24 protein-coding genes are annotated in these 22,361 nt (G+C 59.5%); 13 read left to right on the forward strand and 11 right to left on the reverse strand.

What is annotated here, in order from left to right; all coding sequences use genetic code 11:
* The first annotated feature begins 15 nt into the window (after positions 1–15).
* From ACFQEY_RS03600 to ACFQEY_RS03615, 4 genes are all read left to right on the forward strand, one after another.
* Positions 16–1,209 (forward strand): molybdopterin molybdotransferase MoeA, encoded by a 1,194-nt coding sequence (locus tag ACFQEY_RS03600; RefSeq protein WP_379765111.1) that lies wholly within the window; start codon positions 16–18, stop codon positions 1,207–1,209.
* On the forward strand, positions 1,209–1,931 hold the full coding sequence (locus ACFQEY_RS03605; protein ID WP_379764866.1) for a nucleotidyltransferase family protein: 723 nt from the start codon (positions 1,209–1,211) through the stop codon (positions 1,929–1,931). Before ACFQEY_RS03600 ends, ACFQEY_RS03605 begins: the two co-directional genes overlap by 1 nt.
* Before the next feature lie 304 nt (positions 1,932–2,235).
* Positions 2,236–3,558, forward strand: a complete 1,323-nt coding sequence (gene glmM / locus ACFQEY_RS03610) for a phosphoglucosamine mutase (protein ID WP_379764868.1) — start codon at positions 2,236–2,238, stop codon at positions 3,556–3,558.
* Positions 3,559–4,256: 698 nt separating this feature from the next.
* Positions 4,257–4,706, forward strand: coding sequence for an LURP-one-related/scramblase family protein (locus tag ACFQEY_RS03615; RefSeq protein ID WP_379764870.1), 450 nt, complete (start codon positions 4,257–4,259; stop codon positions 4,704–4,706).
* Positions 4,707–4,764: 58 nt separating this feature from the next.
* Here the strand turns inward: ACFQEY_RS03615 and ACFQEY_RS03620 are convergent, their stop codons facing one another.
* The 3 genes from ACFQEY_RS03620 to ACFQEY_RS03630 form a co-directional block, all read right to left on the reverse strand.
* Positions 4,765–5,670: a DUF7847 domain-containing protein gene (locus ACFQEY_RS03620; protein WP_465261626.1), complete on the reverse strand. Its 906-nt coding sequence runs from the start codon at positions 5,668–5,670 to the stop codon at positions 4,765–4,767.
* Complete coding sequence (locus tag ACFQEY_RS03625; protein WP_379764874.1) at positions 5,667–6,119, reverse strand: ArsR/SmtB family transcription factor; 453 nt, start codon at positions 6,117–6,119, stop codon at positions 5,667–5,669. The genes ACFQEY_RS03620 and ACFQEY_RS03625 overlap by 4 nt, the downstream gene beginning before the upstream one ends.
* A 96-nt stretch (positions 6,120–6,215) precedes the next feature.
* A complete protein-coding gene (locus ACFQEY_RS03630) occupies positions 6,216–7,019 on the reverse strand; it encodes a DUF7847 domain-containing protein (protein WP_379764876.1) in 804 nt (267 codons plus the stop codon).
* A 360-nt stretch (positions 7,020–7,379) separates the two neighbouring features.
* Between ACFQEY_RS03630 and ACFQEY_RS03635 the strand changes: the two genes are divergently transcribed.
* Positions 7,380–8,294, forward strand: a complete 915-nt coding sequence (locus ACFQEY_RS03635) for a hypothetical protein (protein ID WP_379764878.1) — start codon at positions 7,380–7,382, stop codon at positions 8,292–8,294.
* A gap of 89 nt (positions 8,295–8,383) precedes the next feature.
* On the opposite strand, the gene ACFQEY_RS03640 is transcribed toward ACFQEY_RS03635, so the two are convergent.
* The 3 genes from ACFQEY_RS03640 to ACFQEY_RS03650 all read right to left on the reverse strand — a co-directional run bounded on the left by ACFQEY_RS03640 (position 8,384) and on the right by ACFQEY_RS03650 (position 9,705).
* Positions 8,384–8,521 (reverse strand): hypothetical protein, encoded by a 138-nt coding sequence (locus ACFQEY_RS03640; RefSeq protein WP_379764880.1) that lies wholly within the window; start codon positions 8,519–8,521, stop codon positions 8,384–8,386.
* A gap of 580 nt (positions 8,522–9,101) precedes the next feature.
* Entirely contained in the window at positions 9,102–9,308 is a 207-nt protein-coding gene (locus ACFQEY_RS03645; protein ID WP_379764882.1) for a hypothetical protein, read from the reverse strand.
* Between the two features lie 142 nt (positions 9,309–9,450).
* The gene (locus ACFQEY_RS03650; RefSeq protein ID WP_379765113.1) at positions 9,451–9,705 is read right to left on the reverse strand and encodes an ArsR/SmtB family transcription factor; all 255 of its coding nucleotides are present in this window, start codon (positions 9,703–9,705) and stop codon (positions 9,451–9,453) included.
* A 234-nt stretch (positions 9,706–9,939) separates the two neighbouring features.
* Here ACFQEY_RS03650 and ACFQEY_RS03655 point away from each other — a divergent pair, with 234 nt between their 5' ends.
* Positions 9,940–10,446 carry a GbsR/MarR family transcriptional regulator gene (locus tag ACFQEY_RS03655; protein ID WP_379764884.1) on the forward strand — a complete coding sequence of 169 codons (507 nt, stop codon included), beginning with the start codon at positions 9,940–9,942 and terminating at the stop codon, positions 10,444–10,446.
* Here the strand turns inward: ACFQEY_RS03655 and ACFQEY_RS03660 are convergent, their stop codons facing one another.
* Positions 10,447–10,998 carry a hypothetical protein gene (locus ACFQEY_RS03660; protein ID WP_379764885.1) on the reverse strand — a complete coding sequence of 184 codons (552 nt, stop codon included), beginning with the start codon at positions 10,996–10,998 and terminating at the stop codon, positions 10,447–10,449.
* A 72-nt stretch (positions 10,999–11,070) separates the two neighbouring features.
* On the reverse strand, positions 11,071–11,658 hold the full coding sequence (locus ACFQEY_RS03665) for a DUF4013 domain-containing protein (protein WP_379764887.1): 588 nt from the start codon (positions 11,656–11,658) through the stop codon (positions 11,071–11,073).
* Positions 11,659–11,872: 214 nt separating this feature from the next.
* Here ACFQEY_RS03665 and glmU point away from each other — a divergent pair, with 214 nt between their 5' ends.
* Positions 11,873–13,081 (forward strand): bifunctional sugar-1-phosphate nucleotidylyltransferase/acetyltransferase, encoded by a 1,209-nt coding sequence (gene glmU / locus ACFQEY_RS03670; RefSeq protein WP_379765115.1) that lies wholly within the window; start codon positions 11,873–11,875, stop codon positions 13,079–13,081.
* A gap of 71 nt (positions 13,082–13,152) precedes the next feature.
* Here the strand turns inward: glmU and ACFQEY_RS03675 are convergent, their stop codons facing one another.
* The 3 genes from ACFQEY_RS03675 to ACFQEY_RS03685 form a co-directional block, all read right to left on the reverse strand.
* Entirely contained in the window at positions 13,153–13,905 is a 753-nt protein-coding gene (locus tag ACFQEY_RS03675; protein ID WP_379764889.1) for an MBL fold metallo-hydrolase, read from the reverse strand.
* 4 nt (positions 13,906–13,909) lie between these two features.
* Positions 13,910–14,716: an oxygen-binding di-iron domain-containing protein gene (locus ACFQEY_RS03680; protein ID WP_379764891.1), complete on the reverse strand. Its 807-nt coding sequence runs from the start codon at positions 14,714–14,716 to the stop codon at positions 13,910–13,912.
* A gap of 171 nt (positions 14,717–14,887) precedes the next feature.
* Positions 14,888–15,376 carry an Lrp/AsnC family transcriptional regulator gene (locus ACFQEY_RS03685; RefSeq protein WP_379764893.1) on the reverse strand — a complete coding sequence of 163 codons (489 nt, stop codon included), beginning with the start codon at positions 15,374–15,376 and terminating at the stop codon, positions 14,888–14,890.
* Between the two features lie 268 nt (positions 15,377–15,644).
* On the opposite strand from ACFQEY_RS03685, the gene ACFQEY_RS03690 reads away from it, so the two are divergent.
* The 6 genes from ACFQEY_RS03690 to ACFQEY_RS03715 all read left to right on the forward strand — a co-directional run bounded on the left by ACFQEY_RS03690 (position 15,645) and on the right by ACFQEY_RS03715 (position 22,344).
* A complete protein-coding gene (locus ACFQEY_RS03690; RefSeq protein ID WP_379764895.1) occupies positions 15,645–17,330 on the forward strand; it encodes an ABC transporter substrate-binding protein in 1,686 nt (561 codons plus the stop codon).
* A 96-nt stretch (positions 17,331–17,426) separates the two neighbouring features.
* Positions 17,427–18,404: an ABC transporter permease gene (locus ACFQEY_RS03695; protein WP_379764897.1), complete on the forward strand. Its 978-nt coding sequence runs from the start codon at positions 17,427–17,429 to the stop codon at positions 18,402–18,404.
* 23 nt (positions 18,405–18,427) lie between these two features.
* Positions 18,428–19,360: an ABC transporter permease gene (locus tag ACFQEY_RS03700; RefSeq protein WP_379764899.1), complete on the forward strand. Its 933-nt coding sequence runs from the start codon at positions 18,428–18,430 to the stop codon at positions 19,358–19,360.
* Positions 19,361–19,479: 119 nt separating this feature from the next.
* Entirely contained in the window at positions 19,480–20,538 is a 1,059-nt protein-coding gene (locus ACFQEY_RS03705; protein ID WP_379764901.1) for an ABC transporter ATP-binding protein, read from the forward strand.
* A complete protein-coding gene (locus tag ACFQEY_RS03710) occupies positions 20,531–21,586 on the forward strand; it encodes an ABC transporter ATP-binding protein (protein WP_379764903.1) in 1,056 nt (351 codons plus the stop codon). Before ACFQEY_RS03705 ends, ACFQEY_RS03710 begins: the two co-directional genes overlap by 8 nt.
* Positions 21,586–22,344, forward strand: coding sequence for a creatininase family protein (locus ACFQEY_RS03715; protein ID WP_379764905.1), 759 nt, complete (start codon positions 21,586–21,588; stop codon positions 22,342–22,344). The genes ACFQEY_RS03710 and ACFQEY_RS03715 overlap by 1 nt, the downstream gene beginning before the upstream one ends.
* The last annotated feature ends 17 nt before the right edge of the window (positions 22,345–22,361 follow it).

A 22,361-nucleotide genomic window follows, 5' to 3' on the forward strand; every position in this document is an offset into this window, starting at 1 on the left:
CACACCCACGGCGACATGCTGTCGTGGGAGGCCGGCGCGGAGCGCGTCCGCGCGCTGCGCGCGGAGCGGCTGGATCGATGGGAGACCGTGACGGTGGGGCTCGACCGGATCGCGGGTCGAACGCTCGCCAAGCCGATCGACGCGCCGACCGATCTCCCTGCGGAGAGTCACGCCACGATGGACGGGTACGCGTTCGACGCGAGCGAGGGGTACCCCTACGAGCTCGTCGACCGCGAGGTGTTCCCGGAGTCGGACCCGGGGTCGCTGTCAGCCGGGACGGCCGTCCGGATATTCACGGGTGCGCCGCTTCCGTCCGGTGCCGACGCCGTGCTCAAACAGGAGGAAGCGACCGTCGAGTCGGGAACGCTCACGGGCCCGCCTCTCGAATCGGGGACGTACGTGTACGAGCGCGGCAGCAACGTCGCGGCCGGCGAGCGGCTGTTCGCGGCCGGCGAGCGGCTCGGGCCGAAGGACGCCCTCCTGCTCGGCGACCTCGGGGTCGACGCGGTCCCGGTCGTCGAGCGGCTCTCGGTCGGCCTCCTGGCCACCGGGACGGAGATCCACGAGGGTCGTCACGCCGACCTCGACTCGCCGATGCTCGCGGGGCTCGTCCGCGCGTGGGGCCACGAGGCAACGTTCGAGGGGACCGTCCCGGACGACTACGAACGGGTCCGCGACCGGATCGCCGCGCTCGCGGACGCCCGCGACGTCGTGATGACGACCGGCGGCACGAGCGTCGGCGACAAGGACTACGTGGTCCGCGCGCTCCGCGAGCTCGGGACCGTGCAGTTCCACCGCGTCGCGCTCCGACCGGGGAAGCCGATCGCGGTCGCGACGCTCGACGACCGCGATGCCGTCGTCTTCGCCGTCCCGGGCAAGCCGGTCGGCGCGCACGCCGTCACCTCGCTCGTCGCGCGCCCCTTTTTCACCGGGAGCGCGTCGCTGTCGACGGTCGACGCCGAGCTCGCGAGCGACGTCGGGATCGCGGCCCCGGGGTTCACCTACGCCGTGCCGGTGACGCTCACCGACGGCGAGGCGGTGCCGCTCGGTCACGTCGACTCGCCGCTCGCCGTCTACGAGGAGACGTTCGACCCGAGCGTGCTCTCGTCGAGCACGCGGGCGACGCGAGCCGACGGCTTCGTGCTCACGGCGTCGACGCTGTCGACCGGCGACGCGGTCGGCGTCGTTCCCTATCCGGTCGTCGAGTGATGAGCGACGATCGCCCTCCCACCGTGACACCGCCGTTCGAGGGGACGGTCTCCGGTGAAGCGGCGGCCGCTACCGACTCGGCGGATCTCGACGATCCGACGGTCTCCACCGACTCGGCGGACCCCGACGACTCCGTCCGGGTTGGCGGGGTGCTGCTCGCGGCCGGCACGAGCGACCGCTTCGGTGACGAGAACAAGCTCCTCGCGACCGTCGACGGCGAACCGATCGTGCGGCGCGCGGCGCGGACGCTGGTGGCGGCCGAGGTGGAGCCGATCGTCGTTGTCGTCGGTCACGAAGCCGACCGAGTCCGGGACGCGGTGGCCGATCTCCCGATCGAGGTCGTCCTCAACGACGCGTACGAGGCCGGGCAGTCGACGTCAGTCCGCGCCGGGATCGGCGCGCTCTCCGCCGCCGACGTCGACGTCGACGCCGCAGTCGTCGCGCTCGGCGACATGCCGTTCGTCGCGCCCGCGACGGTCGAGACGCTCGTGGCCGCGTACGTCGCCGGCGCGGGCGACGCCCTCGCGGCGGCTCACGAGGGAGTCCGCGGGAATCCGGTGCTGTTCGACCGTCGATTCTTCGACCGGCTCGCCGCCGTCGAGGGCGACGTGGGCGGGAGAGCGATCCTGTTGAACAGTCCCGCGAGCGCGCTCGTCGCCGTCGACGATCCGGGGGTTCGGCGGGACATTGACCGCCCGGCCGACCTCCCCGGAGACCGGTGAATCGGCGGCGCACGGCCGACCGGCGTCACTGGAGCGATGGCACGAGGGCGGCGACGACCGAACGCGGCGCAACCAGCGATCGCGGCGCGACCGCCGAGGAAGAGGGCTCGGCGAGGAAGAGCGACCGTGGAGACCCTGCCGATCGCTCCCGTCGGCCTGTCGGTCTGTCGCGAGGGCGGCGCGTTGCTCGGCGCTCGAACGGGGACGGTCTCCCCGTCGAAGGCGCTCGAACCCTGGTGAGAGTCGACCAGTCGAGGGCCTCCAATTCCAGAACCGTCTTTTCGTCCGGCGACGATACGGAGGTATGTTCGGAACTAGCGGCGTGCGCGGTCCGGTCGGCGAGACGGTCACGGCGAACCTCGCGCTCGACGTGGGTCGCGCGCTCGCGACGGACGGCGCGGCGACGGTCGTGATCGGACGAGACGCCCGCGACAGCGGGCGGATGCTTTCGCGCGCGCTGGCGGCCGGGGTCACGGAGTGCGGCGGCGACGTGCTCGACGTCGGCGTCGAGCCGACCCCGACCGTCGCGCGGAGCGTCGTCCGCGAGGACGCCGACGCGGGCGTCGTCGTCACCGCCTCGCACAACCCCGCGCCCGACAACGGGATCAAACTCTGGAGCGCGTCGGGGCAGGCGTTCGACGACGACCGGAACGACCGGATCGCCCACCTCGTTGACGAGGGCGAGTTCGAGCTCGCCGCCCACGACACGATCGGGACCGTTCGGCGCGTCGACGACGCGCGGGCACGCCACGAGCGCGCGCTCCGGGACTCGGTCGCGATCCCTGACGACCTCTCGGTCGTCGTCGATCTCGGTAACGGCGTCGGTCGAGTGACCGCCGACGCGCTCCACGCCGCCGGCTGCGACGTGGAGACGCTCAACGCCCAGCGGGACGGCCGGTTCCCCGGGCGACCGAGCGAGCCGACCGCCGAAAACTGCGAGACCGCGTGCGCGGTCGTCGCGGCGACCGACGCCGACCTCGGACTCGTCCACGACGGCGACGCGGACCGGCTGATGGCGATCGACGAGCGCGGGCGGTTCGTCCCGGGCGACGCGCTGCTCGCGCTGTTCGCCCGTCGCGAGGCCGGCGCTGGCGACCGCGTGGCCGTGCCGGTCGACACGAGCCTCCTCGTCGCCGACGCGCTCACGGCGGTCGATGCCTCGGTGACGTACACGCCCGTCGGCGACGCGTACGTCGCCGCCGCAACCGCCGAGCCCGACGTCGCGTTCGGCGGCGAGCCGAGCGGCGCGTGGATCTGGCCCGAACAGACGCGCTGTCCCGACGGGCCCCTCGCGGCCTGCACGCTGGCCGCGATGGTCGCCGAACGCGGGTCGCTGGCGACCCTCGTCGACGACCTCCCCGCGTACCCGATCCGGCGGGACTCGGTGCGGACCGAGGCCAAGCGGGCGGTAGTCGATCGCGTCGCCAAGATCGCGACCGCCGAGTTCGACGACGTCTCGACGCTCGACGGGATCCGCGTGGAGACGGCCGCGGGCTGGTTCCTCGTGCGCGCGAGCGGGACCGAACCGCTGGTCCGGCTGACCGCGGAGGCGCGCGACGAGACTGACGCCGAGGCGTTGTTCGAGACGGCGCGCGATCTCGTCGATCGAGCCGGCCAGACGATCTAGACGGAACGATTCGCTTCGTCGTGCGTCCTCATCGCGGTGATGGTCGTCTTCGCCGATTTCATTCAGTGGGCCGAACAGCGAGACGATCACCACTATCGCCGTACGCGCCGTCGATCCGGAAACGAACGATCCGGAAACGAACGATCCGGAAACGAACGATCCGGAAACGAACGATCCGGAAACGAACGATCCGCACCCACACAACGCTTGAATCGACACGAAGTGCGTTCTTGCAGATCCGTTTGTCGCGGAGCCCCGCGACAAACACGACGGAGACGGTGCGATCGTTCTCGTCGATGGCCCAGTTCCTCTTCAGAGCTTCTGTCGCACCCACGACCTCACGTTCAGACACGAGCGACGCGGAACTCGAAACGGCGTCGAACGTTTTTGTGAGATGATACGTAGATCCGCCAGTGTCTCACGCCGTTTTCGCAACGCTCACGCAGAAACTACAACGAGTGGCGCAGATGCGTCGCCGTCCGCAATCAGCGCATCTGAACGCTCCCACAGGCGGTAGTTACTTTTGTCACGGTTGAACACATCGGACAATGACGAATTCACAACAGTATGAACTCTCTGCGATCGAACTCTCCGGAAGCCAATATACCGTCGAACAGACTGGACGCGATACGAACTTTCGACCCGAGTACGAAGCGAGTGACGTTACGGGTGACACGATTTTTCGTTGCACGTACCAGATGTACGAAGAAAAAGACGAATTCCCCTTCGTCGATACCGACGGGTCCGAGATCTGTCGCGTGAAAGCTATCGACACGTGGGATATCGCCGGCGACTATCTCCTTACGGACAGCCAAACCGACGAGGATATCGTCATCTTCGATAACGATTTCTCGCTGTTTCAAGACACGTGGCGGCTGCGCGACATAGACGACCGGTCGCTACTTGCCGAGATCAACTCACGTGGCGCGCTCATCACCCTCGGGCGGAAACTCCTCCCCTTCGGCCAGGGAATCGCTCACGAGTATGAGATAGCCGCCGCAGACGGCGATTCTATCGGTTCTATCGAGGGAGAGTTCACTCTGTTTGACTTTGATCAGTACGAGATCACACTCACGGATACGAGTCCGATCCCCACGGAGCCGATTCTGGTCGGAGCAATCGTTATCGATGCAATTCAGGGGAATTGAGTTCTCGGCGAGAGCTCCGGTTCACGACAGGACCCTGGATCACGACAGGGTCCCTGGATCACGACACGACCCCCTGGACGTAGATGTGTGCGTAGGCGCTTGTCCACACGATGGAAAGTAGTTCACCGGCACTCGATGAGATCACGCTCAAAACGGCATTCAACGGTGCCAAACTCGTCGCCATCTCGGGGAGAGATGTCGGCAAATAAAGGCTGAGTGCACTGCCGATAGCAATCACTGCGACGAGCAGGAACTTGCCTCGGAAGTTCGTCGTGATTCGCCAGCTAACCCGCAGTGATTCGATTGGGCCGTACCGACCGATAACGCAAGCTTCCGGTGCGAACCAGAACTTGAACAACAGGAGGAGAAACGGTACGGCAAAGCCGATCCCACCGACTGCCGCCGCGACGGGAAAGCCAACCATCTCCACGGGATTACCGGGAATAGCGCCGACCAGAACGAGCAGTGGAAGCAAGACGAGGAACGGAAGCGTCATCACGGAAAACACGATGAGAACGATCAAGCCAACTAGCGAGGGCGTTCGAGCGAGACTCCGATGCAGCCCTTCGCGTATCGTGACGGGGTCATCGGTCAGCTCTCCGGCGACGATCGTTCCCACGTAGGCTCGAATCAAGAAAATGAACGCGAACGCTGTCAGGGCGTCGAACACACCGATTGCGGGCAGCGGGAGCACGTTGATTGCGTCCGTTTCGAGCAATCGGTTAGCGAGGATTATCAGCGCCGCGAAGGCGACAATCGACGGGTAGGATCGGAACAGACGAACGGACCAAACCAACGCATCGAGGACCGTTCGACGAGTTGCGGTCGTTTCGATGTCGCGGCAGTCGAGACAGCCGCAGCCATCGACATCGTCTCGTGCCCTGATCGTCGGTGCCACGCTATCCGCGGGTGTGCCGTTACCGGGGGAAGTGCTGCGGATCGGTGAGTCGGTGTGGTCGCTCATTCGGGAGTGACGAATCGGGAGACGGATTCGCCAGCGGCGAGCAGAATCGATGGTGGACCGAGCAGTGAGGCGAACGATTTGAACGCGCGTTTCAGGCTCGGCCGATCGTCCTCGGTCCCGAGGAAGAGCAGCGTCGGGTCCTTCGAAACGACGTACACACTCATCTCACGACCTTTCTCCGAATAGCAGGTGTCCGTGATCTCGATTACTCCAGCCGCTTCGAGATGCTCCAAGTGGTAGTGGACATTCTGCACGCTCTGGTCGAGTTGGTCAGCGATCCGCGACGGGGTCGCCGGCGTCTCGTTGAGCAGCCGGAAGATCTCGTAGGCGGTCTCGGACGACAACGCTTCGATCACGTCTCGCGTCGCGTCGTCGTCGAGGCTCAGTACGGCCGGGGTATCGCTTCGTTCGACGGCGGCGTCGGTTTGTGTCGGGAGGAGTCGTGCCATGGGTGTGGGTAGCTTTTGTGGAAGGCGGTTGCGGGAATCCGATGCGGTCGGTGACTGTTCGAAACCATCGGACGTGATTGTTGTAGGTGTTTATGTTTATTCCGGGACGGCAGGTGAGACAGCGATTAGTCGCAAGTAGTAGGCCGTGTACACCGTATAGAAGTACGCGAAGCCGACCGCGGAAATGGCGATTCCGATCGGGAGCAGGACAGCTATCGGAATTCCAAGGTCGATCGGTAATACGTCAGCCGGCCCAGGCTCTGCCATCGTCACCCAGAGCAGGTACTCGGGCAGAAAGAAGGCGTTCATCAGGAGGAGCCAGACCAGCGAGAATCCGGCGACGCTTTTGAGATTTGAGCGGACGAGTCCAACACTTCTCCAGAATGAGTCAGCAACGCTCTCGTCTTCGATGACGATCGCGGTGTCGTAAAACTGCACAAACATGATGACCACGAGGATAGACACCAGCCAGATAAGCAGGGAGACGACGCCCGCTGCGAACGCGGCCATCTCGTTAACTGCGGCGAGGGCCATCGATCCAACACCGAGGATGAACCCGATGAATCCGAGTCCGATAGCGGTTCCGAACACGAGCAGCACGAACACCACAGTTGCAAGGAGAAGTCGGTGGTAATGTGTCCGCGCTGCAGCGAAAAAGCGGGTGAGCGACGCGTCTGTTCCGTCGATCGCATCCTGAGCGATTCCGAGGAACCCGCCGAGAACGAACGGGAAGACGATCAGCCAGGTGAGCGACACGCCTGCCGAGAGGAGCGGTGATTCAATCAGGTGATCGACGTATTGCAGCTGGCTGCCGGCCCCGATGAGGAGGCCGGCAACGAGCAGGATTGGATTCGCGCGGAGGGCGGTAAATCCATCTTTGAATGCGGAGACTGTGACCATCGGATCTACGGATTGCCGCGGTCACATATTAGGTCGAACGTAGTATCAAAACCAGATTTAACTATTTTGAGGCCTTCTACCGCCTGATTTGTGAGCACGACGCAAAGCACAATTCTGATTTGAGCTATCGAGGTTTTGAAAGACTCCGCCCGACGAGAGCTAACTACTCGTGAGAATACGTCAGTGTAGAATATTGTTCGAACAATTCTGTGAGAAAGAGCCGTTTCGAACCCTACCGGTAATCGATAGACGTAGCAAATGAGTACTCGATATGCTCGACGGACGCTGTTGACGACACTCGGGGCGGCGGGGGTCACGAGTGTCGCTGGCTGTCTTTCGTCCGGTAATAGTCGCTTTCGATTGAGCGCCTACTCCGTAGAGGAACCGTTCAAGGCATTACTACTGACAGATCCGACGGGGCACCGAGCGCAGTTCGCTATCGATTATCCTGCCGAGTACAAGCGTACCGTCTACGACGAATTGCTTGCGAGTGGCTCCGTTACGGTACTGAACTACCAGTTGGCCTATGAGTACGAATTTGGCTCTGAGCAGCGGGAACGCCCCCAGTTCGCTACGGACGGCGACCGATACTACCGAATTCATGTCGATACGGTTCGCACTGTCGAACGGGACTGGTGGGAATTCTACCTCGACTTGCAGAACGGGGAACAGTCCGACGGTACTGATCCGGTGACGGTACCGATCACGTCACTGTCCGACCGTGACCAGCAGCTACTACAGCAGGCGATGGAAGCCGCAGCGGCGGATCGAGACCCGGCGATCGATGTCGATGATCGGGAGCCCGGTTCACGCGGCGTCACGTATCACCACCACCTCGATTCCGAAGCCAGCGACCTCGTCCCGTCGCCCCCGTTCGAGTATCTCCAACACAACGACCACCTATTCGAAGCCCGAGCCGAACAGGATACCATCCCCGTCACCGAACGGACGTTCACAGTCGAGCAGATCGCGGAGTCCCGATCTGATTACGAGCAACACGTCCGCGACACCGTTCTCGAAGTCGACTTTTCGACGGTCTCGCTCTCAAGTGCGGCGACGGACGTGCTCGACACGGCAACTGACGGACGACCCGTTTCGGGATTCTATGAAGAGTCGCCACCGATGTCGGACGGGCTCGACGCAGTACTCACGCACCTCAACGCCACTGATCACATAAGAGAACACAGCGATTATGGGGAGTATACGACGTTTCCGAATATGTACGCGATCTACGACGGGAGTTGGTACGAATTCGAGTTAGCAGTCTATCCCTAAAAATCCGCTTTGAAAAACACTTATTGCTGCCTATCGACCGCTGTCATCGTTTCCGTGTAGCCTTCGACAACGAATTTCAGGATCCACAGTCACGCGACAACAACACCAACAAACACGATCAGTACCTGCGCGATCCCGTCGACAGTTCGGGCCGCAGAAAGCGTTACGCCAAGGACGATGAGGATGCCGACCGAATTTTGGAGGGACCAGTCTTCCAATATTTCCATTACCGTTTCTTCCCTAATTGGTCTTTTGGGCCTTGTTTTGACGCGGTGCAGATTGTTCCCGAAGGCCGTTGTCCAAACAATGAAATCGGGCCGAAAAGCACTCTCAGACTAGATATATTCGCCCGATGTGACCAACAATCGACGGTTCAGGACCGTCAAAACACGGTCGTCTTTCGTTGACATCCTCTCCGCCCTGAAGGGCGAAGATTCCCACGGCACCGCACCGCTGGATTGGGATGGTTACGGTTTGTAGCGGCCGCGAAGGGCGGCTACTGGCTGTGCCAATCAGCCGTTACTCCTATCCCGGCATGGGATTCAGAGATACTTGTACTGCCTGCATCCCGAACTCCACACACAGAAAGGATGCTTTCTGCGTGGAATCGAGGAATCCCGATATTGTCCAATTAAGTGGGCGGACAGGCCGCCTCGGTTACTTCTTAGAACGACAACCACGCACTTAAAATACCCGTCCGAACGTCAAACGTTGTTCGTGTGGGATTTGTCGGATTCATCCCCGCGCTGCAGCGCGAGGCTTTCTCCTCGAACTTCCGTAAGCGGGCTCGTGTCGACATATCCGACGTTACGATCGAAGTGCACTCCACAGATACAAGCCACCACTCGCAAAGACAACGGTCGTCAGCCAGACCGCTTCCAGTTCAGACGCGAACGACTCAACGAGGTGAACGGTAAACAGATACCCGACAGCCCCGCCAATACCACTAGCAAGGACAACAATCGAAACAGCGTGATTCACCGGGATCGGAGTCCCATCCTCGTCTTGGCTCATGTCGTCCCTTTCTCTACTGCGGGTGATGTATTTTGACACCGATCTGAACGTAGTATTGTCATTTTCGTGGTCTTTGTGAGCGAAGTGGACCGCTGTGACAGATTGCCGATCGAAAATCGCTTCTACAGGGCTCTGTGCTTACTCAGTCGGTGCTGTCGTGGAATTGGACGATGAGCTGTTCGGTGGCGAGGGCGTACACGGTCATTTCTCGACCCTTCTCGGAGTACCACGTCTCTATCGGTGTGATTAGGTCCGCTTCGCAAAGCCGTTCGAGGTGGTATGAGACGTTCTGTACCGATTGGTCGACCGACTTGGCGATCTCTGATGCCGTCCTCGGTTCCGATTTGAGTGTACCCAAAATCGCCTGTGCCGACTCGGAGGAAAGAACCTGTAGCACGTTGGTTGGCTCGTCGCGGTCAACGACGATGCTCGTTTGTTCACGGGGAGCGTGGGTGACTGGAGGCTGGTGTGGAAAGGCGCTGGCCATAGGTTTGATGATCTCGGGGACAATTTGTTCAGTTTGTTCGGTTCACTCCGAATGAACGAATCAAACGATTTAATGCTTACGAAATCAATAACAGACGTGTGACTCAACAGACTGCCCATCACGCGGTGTGGACAACAGCCATCCATGAGTGAGAACGATCGTGCAGTCGCGCGCGAGCGCGTTATCGAGTCGATGGAGCAGTCGGCGGAAGTCTACGGTCTCAGTCGAAGTGCGGGTCGAATCTATGGCGTGTTGTACTTTTCCGAGGACCCACTCTCGATCCCGGAGCTGGTCGATGAAACCGGCTACGCGAAATCGACGATCAGTAACGTCACCCGGACATTAACGCGATTCGGGCTTATCCACCGCCGCTCATCGGAGGGGGGCGGACGACGCGTTCATTACGCGGCAGAGCGGGAGATCTGGTTCATCCTGCAGGACGTGTTCCAACAGTACATCCAACGGGAGATACAGACGACCTTACGGACGATTCAACGCGCGCAAGCACAGCTCCCCGACGATAGCGACGCCGAGACTGAACGGATCGAAGAGCTTCAGGAAACCTACGAAGATCTGCAGGAGATTGTCACACTCGCGTCGAACTTCTCGGCCCCAGAACTCCGAGCCGCCCTCGAATCCTTCGATCGCTAGTCACCAGTATACGGTGTACTGACAGCTATCGTCCCCGTCACGACGGCACGTCTCTCCGGTTTCCTCGATGAAGACGAACGCATCGACGGACGCGTACTGTCTAGCGACGCCACGGATGAGACCTCGGTCGAAGGGGCAGGGGTACGGGTTGTAACACGCGAGTTCCCCGGTTCGATCCGCCGTCCGTTCGAATTCATAGTACCCGATATCGCCTCCTCGGTGGTTCTGTTGGTAGGCTTCATCGATCGACTGGAGCCCCTCGCCAACGGTATCGAAGTCGTTCGGCCACGTGGCGACTGTCGGGAGTTGTTCGCCGAGCCGATCGAGAACGTGCGGCTGTAACTCCTCGGCGATCGTCTCGAAGGCGTTCAACCAGGTTTGTTGGGGGTACCACTCCTCGGGATCCGGATCAGTGATTCCTTCCGCGGCAAGTGCCTGTAGCGCCCGTTCCTGATACGCTTCAGAGAAGCGCCCCATCGCCTTTTCAACGATCGTTAGCACCGTCTGACCGTTCACCTCTACCCCTCGGTCAAACGCTTCGTACGTGGCCATCGTGTGAACCTTTTGTTCAATTAGGAAAGTAACTTCGATGTGAGAGTGGGTACGCTACAGGTTGGAGCCCTTTCAGGCCGTATCGAGACGGTAATAGACGCGCCCCCAGAGCGCTGCATCGATCCCGTACCAGTAGAAGTAGACCATCGGCCAAATGATGACCCATCCAACGATCGTTAATAGGGAAACACCAAGCAGCAGCGTTCCCACGAGTACGCCGATCCCATTGATAACGAACACGTAGAGGAGAAAGCCGTAGAGATACGTGGTCGTCGCGATCTGTTCAAAAAGGGTTGCCGGGCTGTAGGCCGGTTTCCAGTCGCCGGTGACGGCATAGTTCATATACATGCTGGGGTACACGTAGAAGGCGGCGACGGCAACGGGGACCGCAAGCGTTTCGGACATTTCTGCGGTGAGATACACGGCGAGTGCGAAGACGATCGCGGCAGGCAGCATGACGAACACGAGCTTCACGCCGTCGACGAGCAGATCCCACCAGTCATCGAACGCGGGGGGCTCGACACCGCCGCGACCCGCCGCTCGAGTCAGTCGGACGAAATATCCTGCTGCAATGAATACGGGGATGATCAACCAGAAGAACAGGAGCACGACGCCACCGACGAGTACTGTCTTCCATCCGTCACGGCTCGGATAGAGCACGGAAAAACGTAACAGTCCTTCGCCGTCAGTCGATGGGTCCGGTGTCTCACCGATAGCGGTCCGTTCAGAACTCATACGCGACACATCGATACAAGCGGTGAAAACGGTCGCTGAAGCTTAAATTCGAATTGAAGCAAATACCCCGCCCGAGCCAGACTGCCGGACTCGACTGATGACCGGAGCCGATAAATCCCGCCCCGCCGTCGTCCCGAGCATGTACGGAGTCGTGCTCGCGGCGGGTCGCGGGAGTCGCATGCGACCGCTGACGGACCGTCGGCCGAAACCGCTGTTGCCCGTGGGCGACCGCTCGCTGCTCGAACGGGTGTTCGACACCGCCCGCGACGTCGTCGACGAGTTCGTCGTCGTGGTCGGCTACCGCGGCGACGCGATCCGCGATGGCGTAGGGGAGTCGTACCGCGACCGTCCGGTTCACTACGTCGAGCAGACGGAGGCGCGTGGGACGGCACACGCCGTCGCGCAGGCCGCCCCCGTCGTCGACGACGACTTCCTCGTGCTCAACGGCGACGTGGTCGTGGACGCCTCGCTCCCCCGCGCGCTCGCCGACGCCGAGGGGACGGCCGTGGCGGCCACCGAAGTCCCCGATCCCCGAGCGTACGGCGTCATCTCGACGGCCGAGGACGGCTCGCTCGCGGCGATCGTCGAAAAGCCGGCGGACCCGCCGACGACCCTCGCGAACGTCGGCTGTTACGCGTTCGAACCGGACGTCTTCGAGTACATCGACCGGACGCCCGAGAGCGAGCGCGGCGAGTACGAGATCACGACGACGATCGAACTCCTCCTCGCCGACGACCGCCGGGTCGACGTGGCTTCCTACGCGGGGACGTGGCTCGACGTCGGCCGTCCGTGGGAGCTTCTGGCGGCGAACGAACTGGCGCTCGCCGGGCTCGACGACGGCGTCGAGAACGCGGGCACCGTCGAGGAGGGCGTCCACCTCGACGGGCCGGTCGTCGTCGAGGAGGGCGCAAGATTGCAGTCGGGTGCCTACGTCGAGGGACCCGCGCTGATTCGCGAGGACGCGGTGATCGGGCCGAACGCGTACGTCCGCGGCTCGACGGTCGTGGGGCCGGGCGCAAACGTGGGGCACTCGGTCGAGGTGAAAAATTCGGTGCTGATGGCGGACGCGTCCGTCGGACACCTCTCGTACGTCGGCGACTCGGTGCTCGGCCGCGGCGTGAACTTTGGTGCAGGGACGAACGTGGCGAACCTCCGGCACGACGACGCGACCGTCCGACTGCGGGTGAAAGGCGAATCCGTCGACACCGGTCGGCGGAAGCTCGGCGCGATCGTCGGCGACGACGCGAAGACGGGGATAAACACGTCGCTCAACGCCGGCGTCAAACTGGGCGCGGGCGAGACGACCGGTCCCGGAGAGGTACTGACTCGGGATCGGCTGTCGGAGTAGCGTCGAAGTAGCACCACGGCAGCGTCATCAGATTCTCGACTGACTGATCCCCGGTTCTACCCGTTACCATCTCACGCTCCAGGGGGTGTAACCTCGTACTCATCTGCGATCCGCTTCATCGATTCGTAGAGACGGGCGCGATATAGCGTCAGATCCTCGCCTGTGATCGGGTTTCCGTGGATCGGGGCGACGGCGGTGACGTCGAAGCGGCCGAAGATATCGTTTAGCCTGTTCTCGACTTTATCCGGATCGACGTAGCGAAGCCACACCAGGTTGTCGCGGTGATACTTGTGTATCTGCTCTGTGGAGATCATGTCGTCGAAGTCGCTCGACCGGTATCCGCACTGTCCGGGCTGGTGATAGTTCCCGAAACCATCTGCAGTGAAGAGGATACCGTCACCGTGGTCGTAAATCCACGTCGTGTGAGATCGATCGGCAAGCGGCGGATCGATGAAGCTTAGCGTCCGTCCCTGTACCTCCAGTTGTTCCCCGATGGTACACTTCCGGGCATCCGGGAGTCCCTGTTGTTCAGGTGCGCCCGAAGAGGCGACCAACTCAACGTCGTTGGTCGCCCCCCCGAGCGGCGACACGTTCGCGGAGTGCGGGTAATCGGAGTGTGAGAGGACGATCGCATCGGGACCGTCCCCGTCGGTCGCGGCATCGACGCTGCTCATGATCTCGCTCCGGTGATAAAACGATCCGGAATCTATGAGAATAGTCTCATTGCCCTCTTCGAGGAGATACAACGAGACGTGCTCGTGCTCTGCTCCGTGGTCGTAACATTGGCTGATGCACTCGACTGTTTGGGTCAGTGTAACTGTCATTGGTCTATCCTAGCGTTCCGATCCGACCGTCGTTGTCGATGATTCTGGTGACATCTTTCATTAGCGCCATGTATTTCGGAGCCGATTCACGGATGACCAATCCATGCGCTGGGGCGATCATCTTCGGATCGAACTTCGCAATGAGCGCATCGATCTCGGCGTTCGTCTTCTCGACATCGGCGTATTGGTACCAGAACAGGACGCGACTGTGGAATTCGACAAGTCGGCTGATGTCGAACTCCCCATCTAACTCGTCAACAAATTTTACTGCCTCCTCATCAAGATGAGGGAATCCCATCCAATCCACTGGAAAGAGCGTTTCTGTCTCCCGCTCCGTCATCCAGACAGACACGGGTGCGTCGAGGAATGTCGCTTCGTGGAACTGTGCGGTGCGTCCCCCGAGCTCGATCGAGTCGCCTTCGGCCACCTGTATCCCGTCGTCGAGTTGGTACAGCTCGTGATCATTTCCGTATGACGGGGCGACGAGCGTCGTCTCCGGATGTTTATCGAGAATTGCCTTCGTATTTCCGGCATGCGGAACGTCGGGGTGAGAGACCACCAGGTAGTCGAGCCCCCGACCTCTGACGATGTCGTCAATTGCAGAGAGAATCTGTTCAGTGCTCGCCGGGGACAGCGTGTCGAAGAGGAGCGTCTCGTTGGACCCAACGAGGAGGTACGCGCACTGCGGAATGTACGCTTTCTGTCCGGACTCGTACCAGTCCGGCTGTCGCTCAGCGAGGTTCAGTTTTCTGGTTCGATCCGGGCCGGACTCGTAGATCCAGTGTATTCCCGGTGCGATTTCTCTGGCCATCATCTACGGAATACTAGGGGTGAATAAAAAAGTAGCGTAGATATTCGATAAAACTGGCCGACGAGACAGTTTGACTAACCTGCTCTGCGAGAACGTTTGAGCGATTCCAGATCGTGAGGAGGGGAATTCGTGGCCCCTCCGAACGGACCGCCACGCGCTTCATATTGCTCACTAGTCACCGATCGACGGGAGATATTCAATGTTCATGTACTGGGTCATATCCTGGTTCCGTTCCGTTACGACGATATATTCGACCTCACTCACACAGTCTTCCTCTTCTACTGACGTGACGAGTTCGTCCACCATCCTGAGTGAGGGAAAACTACCGACGGCGTATATGTCGTACGAACCGATCCCCCGAGAAACGTGCCAAAATGGACTCTCACACAGGAGCTCGAAGGCATCCTGTTTTGCGCTTTCCGTGTTCTTTGCTGATACAGCGATCCGGAGAATTTCCCACGAGACCGACTGGGGATCGATCAGAAAAAACACCGTTGTCAGATCGATAATTTTGTCGACCCTGTATCGGACTCCTTCCGCGCTCATCTCGTATCCCAACTCGGCGAGAATATCGGTCAGTTCGGAGTACGGTACTCGCGGATTCTCCGCAAGCTCTTGCAATATTATCCCGTCGATCTCATCGAATGAATGTTCCGGCATTACACTGGGAACACCCAGTCATACGTATATATACTTCGGCACTTGTTCTATTTCTAGAACTTTTCATTCACTCTGAATATTAATGTAGTTGTTATTTTTGCAACCGCTACAATAGTCTCTGATCTGATACTGAATCACAGATCAATATCTGTTATTCAATGGATTGTATGAATTGATAATACTGTATAGCAGAGTTAACTCCCCTTCTCATTAGATTATCAAACTTATTATGACAATGTTTAAGTATTCATGTGAAAAGGTCACATTCATGCGACCCGATACCAAAAGTCGCAGGGACGTATTGAGAAATGCCCTTGCCGTCGGTGGGGCCGGTGTAAGCGTTGCGTTGGCCGGTTGCCAGGGCGGATCTGACGGCTCAGACGGCTCTGACGGAGAGTCCGGGGGTGCCGGCGATCCGGTGGATCCGATTGAACTCATCGTTACGACGCAGGATTACGACCCCGTACGCTACGAGTTCGGGAACCTCATCGCCGAAAATTGGCGAGAACTCGGCTTCGAGGTCAATGTCAATCCGCTGGCATGGAATACGATCGTCAGCCGCACGTTCGATGAGCAGAACTTCGATGCATTCACGCTTAACTGGGCGGGCCGCGCCGAACGTCTGGATCCCGACCCGTTTAGTTATTCGCTGCACCACTCATCCCAGACCGAAGTGGGTGGAAACAACATGGTGAATTACGAGAATTCCGAGTACGACGAGTACGCGGAAGCACAGCGGACGACCTACGACGAGGACGAGCGGCGCGATGCTGTCCTACGGTGTCAGGAGATCTTCGCCGAAGACCAGCCGCGTACGCCTATCGCTAATCAGACCCAGAACATGCCATACCTCGCGGATAGCTTCGACGAGGTCGTCAACATGATGGGAGAGGGACTCATGTCGTTCTGGACGGCCGTTGAATCGGTTCCAGCAGAGGGGGTCGACCAGATAAGTCTCGGCTACCCATCCGACGTCAACAACCTCAATCCGGTCGACGGGTCGGCGACGCATGACACGCAGACGATGCGTCTCATCTACGACAAACTCGTCCGGATCGATACCGACGGGACTGTGACGAACTGGCTCGCAGAGGACATTGAAGAGGTCGACGACACGACGATCAGAGCAACGATTCGAACGGACCAACAGTGGCACGACGGCGAGGATCTGACGGTCGAAGACGTGAAATTCTCCTTCGATTACCTCCAAGAGCATTCGACGACCCTTCGCGGATTCATGGGCTCACTCGAATCCACTGAGATCGTCGACGACCAAACGGTCGAATTTTCGATGTCCGAGGCGTTCGCTCCGTTCATTTCGACCGCACTCGGTCAAGTATTCATTATTCCTCAACACATCTGGGAGACCATTCCAGAGGATCTTGACGGAATCTCCGAGCCCGTCGAGTGGGAGAACCCGGAGCCTGTTGGGAGTGGACCGTTCGAATTTGTCAGCTGGAGCCGCGACGAACAGATGGTCCTTCAGGCCAACGAAGACCACTTCAACTCGCCGAATATCTCGGAGCTCGTCAAGGTCCCGGGCGCAGACATGCAGAGTCTGGTTCGTCTCCTCGAAGACGAATCGCTTGACATGATCGGTTGGGTCCCCGGACCGGACACCGTGAACCGCCTCCGGAATCAGGTCGACCATGCTGCAATCAGTTCGATCGACAGCCACGGCTGGTATCACATCAACTACCAACTCGATCGGGCTCCGTTCGATGACGTCGCCGTTAGACACGCGCTCGCAGATGCAATCCCCAAACGAGACATTGTGGATATCGTGATGGACGGCATGGCAACCGTGACTCACACGTTCATGGCAGAAGTCAACGAGTTCTGGCACAACCCAGACGTCATGGAGTTCGGTGACGATCTCCAGGGCGCACAGGCGACGCTCGAAGAAGCCGGGTACACGCTCCAGGATGGTCAGCTCCACTACCCGGAAGAGTAAGATGTCACGGACAGCAGTGTCTCCCCTATCGAAAACCGACCGCACGACGGTTGTGAGAGAGTTCCAGCACTATCCAACACCAGAGGAGCATCGGTAATGGGGCTGCAAGAATACGTTGTTCGGCGAATTATCCAGCTTGTATTCACGTTCTGGGTGTTCGTCAGCATCCTCTTTGTGCTGTTCCGGGCTGCACCGGGAGATCCGACGTCGATGTACGTCACACAGGGGATGTCCCAAGAAGCGCGCCAGGAGACGATACGCCGTCTCGGGTTAGACGAACCGCTACACGTGCAGTACGTCGACTATATCGGCCAGTTGCTGACTGGGGAGTTCGGAACGTCGTTCCGATACAACGAACCTGTCTGGGACATTCTCGTCGTGAAATTCTGGAACACGGTGCTCCTGATGGGTACGGCGCTCGTGGTTGCCTACCTGATCGGAATTACGTTCGGTGCCCTCCTAGGGTGGTACCGAGGTTCCAGGTTTGAGCGCGGCGGGATCATCGTCGCACTGATGGCTCGCTCCTCGCCCGAGTTCTGGACCGGCATCCTCGTGCTGTCGGTCTTCTCTTTCTGGCTTGGGGTGTTCCCCTCTGGGGGGATGCGCTCTATCGGCGTGGAGACCAGCGGTTTCGTGACGCGGTACGTGAATTGGGACTTCGCATATCACCTCGTCTTACCCGTGATGGCCGGTGCCATCTACTACATGGCGACGCCAATACTGTTGATGCGAAACACGATGTTGGACGTCCTGAAGGCTGATTTCATCGAAATCAAGAAGGCTGAAGGGTTACCCGAACACCAGATCCTGTTTAGTCACGCGGTCAGAAACTCCGTACTTCCGCTCGTCACGGTAATTGCGCTAGTGTCGGGCAAAGCGATCGGTGGTTCGTTGATAATCGAGACCGTGTTCAACTGGCCGGGGATGGGGCGAGAGATGGTCCAGTCCATCAATTATAACGACTACCCCGTTGCCATGGGGACGTTCTTCCTGATGGGTTCTGTGGTCATAATCATGAACTTCGTCGCCGACCTCGCGTATGGAATACTCGATCCACGGGTGCAATATGATTGAACTAACGACATCGAGGATGAATAATGGGAACTGACAGCAATCAAGCGAACCTGACGAACAAACGTACTGGACGCTCCGCAGTCGAGCGCATCCGGGAACGATTGGTTAGTATCACTGACGTATTGAGACAAAACCGGCTGGGAAAGGTAGGGGTAGGAACCTTCACATTCTTCCTGCTGTTGGGGGTATTTGGTCCCTTCCTCGCACCGTACGATCCCACTCGGATCCATCGCGCGAGCGATGGATCTGCACTTCGACTGGCTGAGCCGTCGCTCGCGCATCCACTCGGAACAACGAACCTCGGCCGAGACGTTGCGTCTCAGGTCATCATCGGTGCTCGGATATCGATACTTGTCGGTGTCCTCGCGGCGTTCATTGCCGTATTCATTGGCGTGAACATCGGCCTCATAAGCGGATATTTTGGTGGATGGGTAGACGACGTGTTAATGCGCCTCACCGATATCGCGTACGGACTGCCGTTCCTCCCGTTCGTCCTTGTGTTGGTGTTCCTCATCGGGCCGAGCCTGTGGAGCATCGCTATTGTGATTAGTGTCCTGCTCTGGCGCTCAACAGCGCGTGTCATTCGGTCCCAAGTCCTCAGCCACAAGGAACGTCCGTACGTTGAGTCGGCGAGATCCATCGGCGCAAGCGACGCTCGGATTATGTACTATCACATCTTCCCAAACGTGATTCCCCTTGCATTCCTCTACGGTTCGTTCTCCGTCGCGTGGGCTGTCATCGCGGAGGCAAGCATCTCGTTCCTTGGATTCGGCGACCCGACCATGACGTCTTGGGGACAGATACTATTCAACGCCTACAGCGCGGGGGCGATCAGGATCGCTTGGTGGTGGGTAATCCCGCCGGGGGCCTGTATCATGCTGTTGGTTATGTCTGTGTTCTTCATCGGGCGTGCGTTAGAAGAATTGACAAACCCTGAACTTCGCCACTCTCAGTAATATGACTACACACCAACACCTACCAAACCGAAGCCACGGACGCAAACCAACCGCGAGTGCGGGAAGTCGAACCGACTACCCCACTCTATCGAACCTCCGTTCGAGAGGTAACTGACAAAATGAACCTAATAGAGATCGACAATCTGAAAACGTATTACCGGACGGAAGCCGGAGACGTCGCCGCGGCAGACGGTGTTTCACTTTCCGTGTCTCCCAACGAGACGTTGGGACTTGTTGGGGAGAGCGGGAGCGGAAAAACGACTGTCGCCAAATCGATCATTCGGCTGCTGCCCGACAACGGCGATATCGTCAGCGGGACGGTCAAGTATAACGGAGATGACATCACGGAGATGTCGATGAAAGATGTTCAGCGGAAAATCCGGTGGAAGGAAATTTCGATGATCCCGCAGAACGCAATGAATGGGTTCGATCCTGTCCATACGGTTGGAGCCCAAATCATTGAGGCGATACGTGCACACGAAGATGATACGACCAAGGCCAATGCCCGTTCGAGAGCGAAGGAGCTGTTTGAGGATCTGGGACTTGATGCGGAACGGATCGACGACTATCCGCACCAGTTTTCCGGTGGAATGGCCCAGCGAGCAATGGTTGCGTTGGCGCTCGCGGTAAATCCGGCAGTCGTCCTTGCTGACGAGCCGACGACAGCACTCGACGTCGTCATTCAAGATCGGATCTTAGAGTCAATCTCCGAGCTCCAAGATGAGTACGACACCGCGATGATTATGATTACCCACGACATGTCCGTCGTCTCGGAGACCTGCGATACGATCGCAGTGATGTACGGCGGCCGCGTCGTTGAGGTTGGCGACGCTGACACGATTATAAAAAATCCTCGGCATCCGTACACACTGGGGCTCCGAAATGCATTCCCAGATATCACCGCCGACTCACAGGAACTGATCTCGATTCCGGGAACCCCACCCAATCTCGTGGATCCTGGCGAAGGCTGCCGATTCGCGCCACGCTGTCCGTTCGCTGAAGAACGGTGTTGGGAGGAGACACCCCAGCCCGAAGAGTACGACGACGGGCTCGTCGTCGAATGCCACCGGGCCGACGAGGCGGAAATGCTTCGTGAAGAGGCCAGCAAGCGAGACACGTGGAAGCAGGCTGCAGAGGAAAGAGAACAGGCTGTTACCGACGGTGGTCCCGATGAGTGAGTCGGGATCGATTGACCCCGAGAATGCGAAACTCACCGTCGAAAATCTCGTTAAACACTTCCCGATGAACGAGGGGCTAATCTCGCAATTGTTCAGCCGAGGGAAGCGGTCACACGTTCACGCTGTCGACGGTGTCAGCCTATCGGTGAAGGAGGGGGAGACGTTCGGATTGGCCGGCGAATCTGGATGTGGGAAAACGACACTCGGGAAGACCGCGATCCGTCTTCACGAGCCGACGGACGGCCGTATCATCTTCGACGGCACGGATGTGAGCAATTTATCGGATTCAGAGCTGTTCGACTTCCGCAGGGAAGCACAGGTCATTCATCAGGATCCGTATCAGTCGTTGAATCCGAAGTGGACGGTGTACCGCTGGGTTCGGGAACCACTCGATGTACACGACATCGGCACCCCCGAAGAGCGAGCGAACAGAGTGTACGAAACCCTCGAAAAGGCTGGACTGCGGCCAGCAGAGGCATACGCCGAAGAGTACCCAACAGAACTGAGCGGTGGAGAGCGCCAGCGAGTGGGAATCGCCAGAGCACTCGTGTTGGAACCATCGTTCCTTCTTGCTGATGAGCCTGCGAGTATGCTCGACGTGAGCATCCGAGCCAGCATCCTCGATCTCTTCCAGGAGTTACAAGAGGAGTTTGGACTCACAGCCGTGTACATTAGTCACGATCTCTCGCTTTTGAAGCACATGTGCGATCGGATCGGCGTCATGTACGCCGGGAAACTCGTTGAAGTTGGCCCGACCAAGCGCATCATCAACGATCCAAAACATCCGTACACGAAGGCGTTGGTTGGGTCGATGCCAATCATCAATCCGGACATCGACCGTGAGCCTGTACGGCTGCAGGGTGAAGTCCCCGACCTCACTCAGGAGATGAATCAGTGTCGCTTCTACGACCGTTGCCCGGAAGCAATGCCTCGGTGTCAAGACGGTGAGCCGCCGATGTTCGCGGTTGACGAGGATAGATCGGCACGCTGCGTACTGTACGACGAACACCGGGTTGACGGACCGACGGAACACGCGACAACAAAATAATGGAACTTCGATCAACGCTGTTGGAGGAGCTGACTTGGACGGAAATTGACTCGGCAATTGACGAGGGGGTGAAAACTGTGATCGTCCCAGCGGGGTCCGTGGAACAGCACGGGCCGCACTTAGGTATCCTCAAGGATGCCGCGTGGGCGGAGGCGATCGGTGTCGAGATGGCCGAGGAACTCGGGGATGCGCTTGTCGCTCCGGTGATCAGACCCGGCTGTTCGGATCACCACATGGGATTCAGCGGGACAATCTCCTATCGCCCCGAGACACTGATGCGGGTCCTTGAGGACTATTGTACCAGTCTCGATTCACACGGGTTCGAACACATTGTCCTGTTCTCGATGCACGGCGGGAACTTCCCGGCAATGAATGCGATCCTACCGTCGATCGCGGCTGAGGTCGACGCACAGCTTATCACACTACTTGACAAGGGACTGCTTATCGACCCACTGATGGAGAGCCTAGACGAGATGGAGATCTCGGCTGACGCACGCGGTCACGGTGGTGCCGCGGTGACAGCGTCCGTCTGGCACCTCCGTCCGGATCTCGTGCGCGAGGCGGAGTTTACACCGGGATTCACGGGCGACGTATCTACCTCCACGCTGACAATGAACGGACTCGACGCGGTGACGGAGCTCGGCCACATGGGAGATCCGACAGAAGCAACACTCGAATTGGGCGAAGCGGTAACCGATCGAATCGTGACGGCGTTCAGCGGACGTATCCGCGACGAGCGGGGTGATCTCGATGCGTGATATCGAAGCACTCGTTG

The sequence above is a fragment of the Halorubrum trueperi genome, from assembly GCF_042662525.1.
In the GTDB taxonomy this organism is placed as follows: Archaea; Halobacteriota; Halobacteria; order Halobacteriales; family Haloferacaceae; genus Halorubrum; species Halorubrum trueperi.

Coding starts and splice junctions, on each gene's coding strand:
- ACFQEY_RS03600 (WP_379765111.1), top strand. CDS start 16: ATGCTGTCGTGGGAGGCCGGCGCGGAGCGCGTCCGCGCGCTGCGCGCG.
- ACFQEY_RS03605 (WP_379764866.1), top strand. CDS start 1,209: ATGAGCGACGATCGCCCTCCCACCGTGACACCGCCGTTCGAGGGGACG.
- glmM (WP_379764868.1), top strand. CDS start 2,236: ATGTTCGGAACTAGCGGCGTGCGCGGTCCGGTCGGCGAGACGGTCACG.
- ACFQEY_RS03615 (WP_379764870.1), top strand. CDS start 4,257: ATGTACGAAGAAAAAGACGAATTCCCCTTCGTCGATACCGACGGGTCC.
- ACFQEY_RS03620 (WP_465261626.1), bottom strand. CDS start 5,670: ATGAGCGACCACACCGACTCACCGATCCGCAGCACTTCCCCCGGTAAC.
- ACFQEY_RS03625 (WP_379764874.1), bottom strand. CDS start 6,119: ATGGCACGACTCCTCCCGACACAAACCGACGCCGCCGTCGAACGAAGC.
- ACFQEY_RS03630 (WP_379764876.1), bottom strand. CDS start 7,019: ATGGTCACAGTCTCCGCATTCAAAGATGGATTTACCGCCCTCCGCGCG.
- ACFQEY_RS03640 (WP_379764880.1), bottom strand. CDS start 8,521: ATGGAAATATTGGAAGACTGGTCCCTCCAAAATTCGGTCGGCATCCTC.
- ACFQEY_RS03645 (WP_379764882.1), bottom strand. CDS start 9,308: ATGAGCCAAGACGAGGATGGGACTCCGATCCCGGTGAATCACGCTGTT.
- ACFQEY_RS03655 (WP_379764884.1), top strand. CDS start 9,940: ATGAGTGAGAACGATCGTGCAGTCGCGCGCGAGCGCGTTATCGAGTCG.
- ACFQEY_RS03660 (WP_379764885.1), bottom strand. CDS start 10,998: ATGGCCACGTACGAAGCGTTTGACCGAGGGGTAGAGGTGAACGGTCAG.
- glmU (WP_379765115.1), top strand. CDS start 11,873: ATGTACGGAGTCGTGCTCGCGGCGGGTCGCGGGAGTCGCATGCGACCG.
- ACFQEY_RS03675 (WP_379764889.1), bottom strand. CDS start 13,905: ATGACAGTTACACTGACCCAAACAGTCGAGTGCATCAGCCAATGTTAC.
- ACFQEY_RS03680 (WP_379764891.1), bottom strand. CDS start 14,716: ATGGCCAGAGAAATCGCACCGGGAATACACTGGATCTACGAGTCCGGC.
- ACFQEY_RS03685 (WP_379764893.1), bottom strand. CDS start 15,376: ATGCCGGAACATTCATTCGATGAGATCGACGGGATAATATTGCAAGAG.
- ACFQEY_RS03690 (WP_379764895.1), top strand. CDS start 15,645: ATGCGACCCGATACCAAAAGTCGCAGGGACGTATTGAGAAATGCCCTT.
- ACFQEY_RS03695 (WP_379764897.1), top strand. CDS start 17,427: ATGGGGCTGCAAGAATACGTTGTTCGGCGAATTATCCAGCTTGTATTC.
- ACFQEY_RS03700 (WP_379764899.1), top strand. CDS start 18,428: ATGGGAACTGACAGCAATCAAGCGAACCTGACGAACAAACGTACTGGA.
- ACFQEY_RS03705 (WP_379764901.1), top strand. CDS start 19,480: ATGAACCTAATAGAGATCGACAATCTGAAAACGTATTACCGGACGGAA.
- ACFQEY_RS03710 (WP_379764903.1), top strand. CDS start 20,531: ATGAGTGAGTCGGGATCGATTGACCCCGAGAATGCGAAACTCACCGTC.
- ACFQEY_RS03715 (WP_379764905.1), top strand. CDS start 21,586: ATGGAACTTCGATCAACGCTGTTGGAGGAGCTGACTTGGACGGAAATT.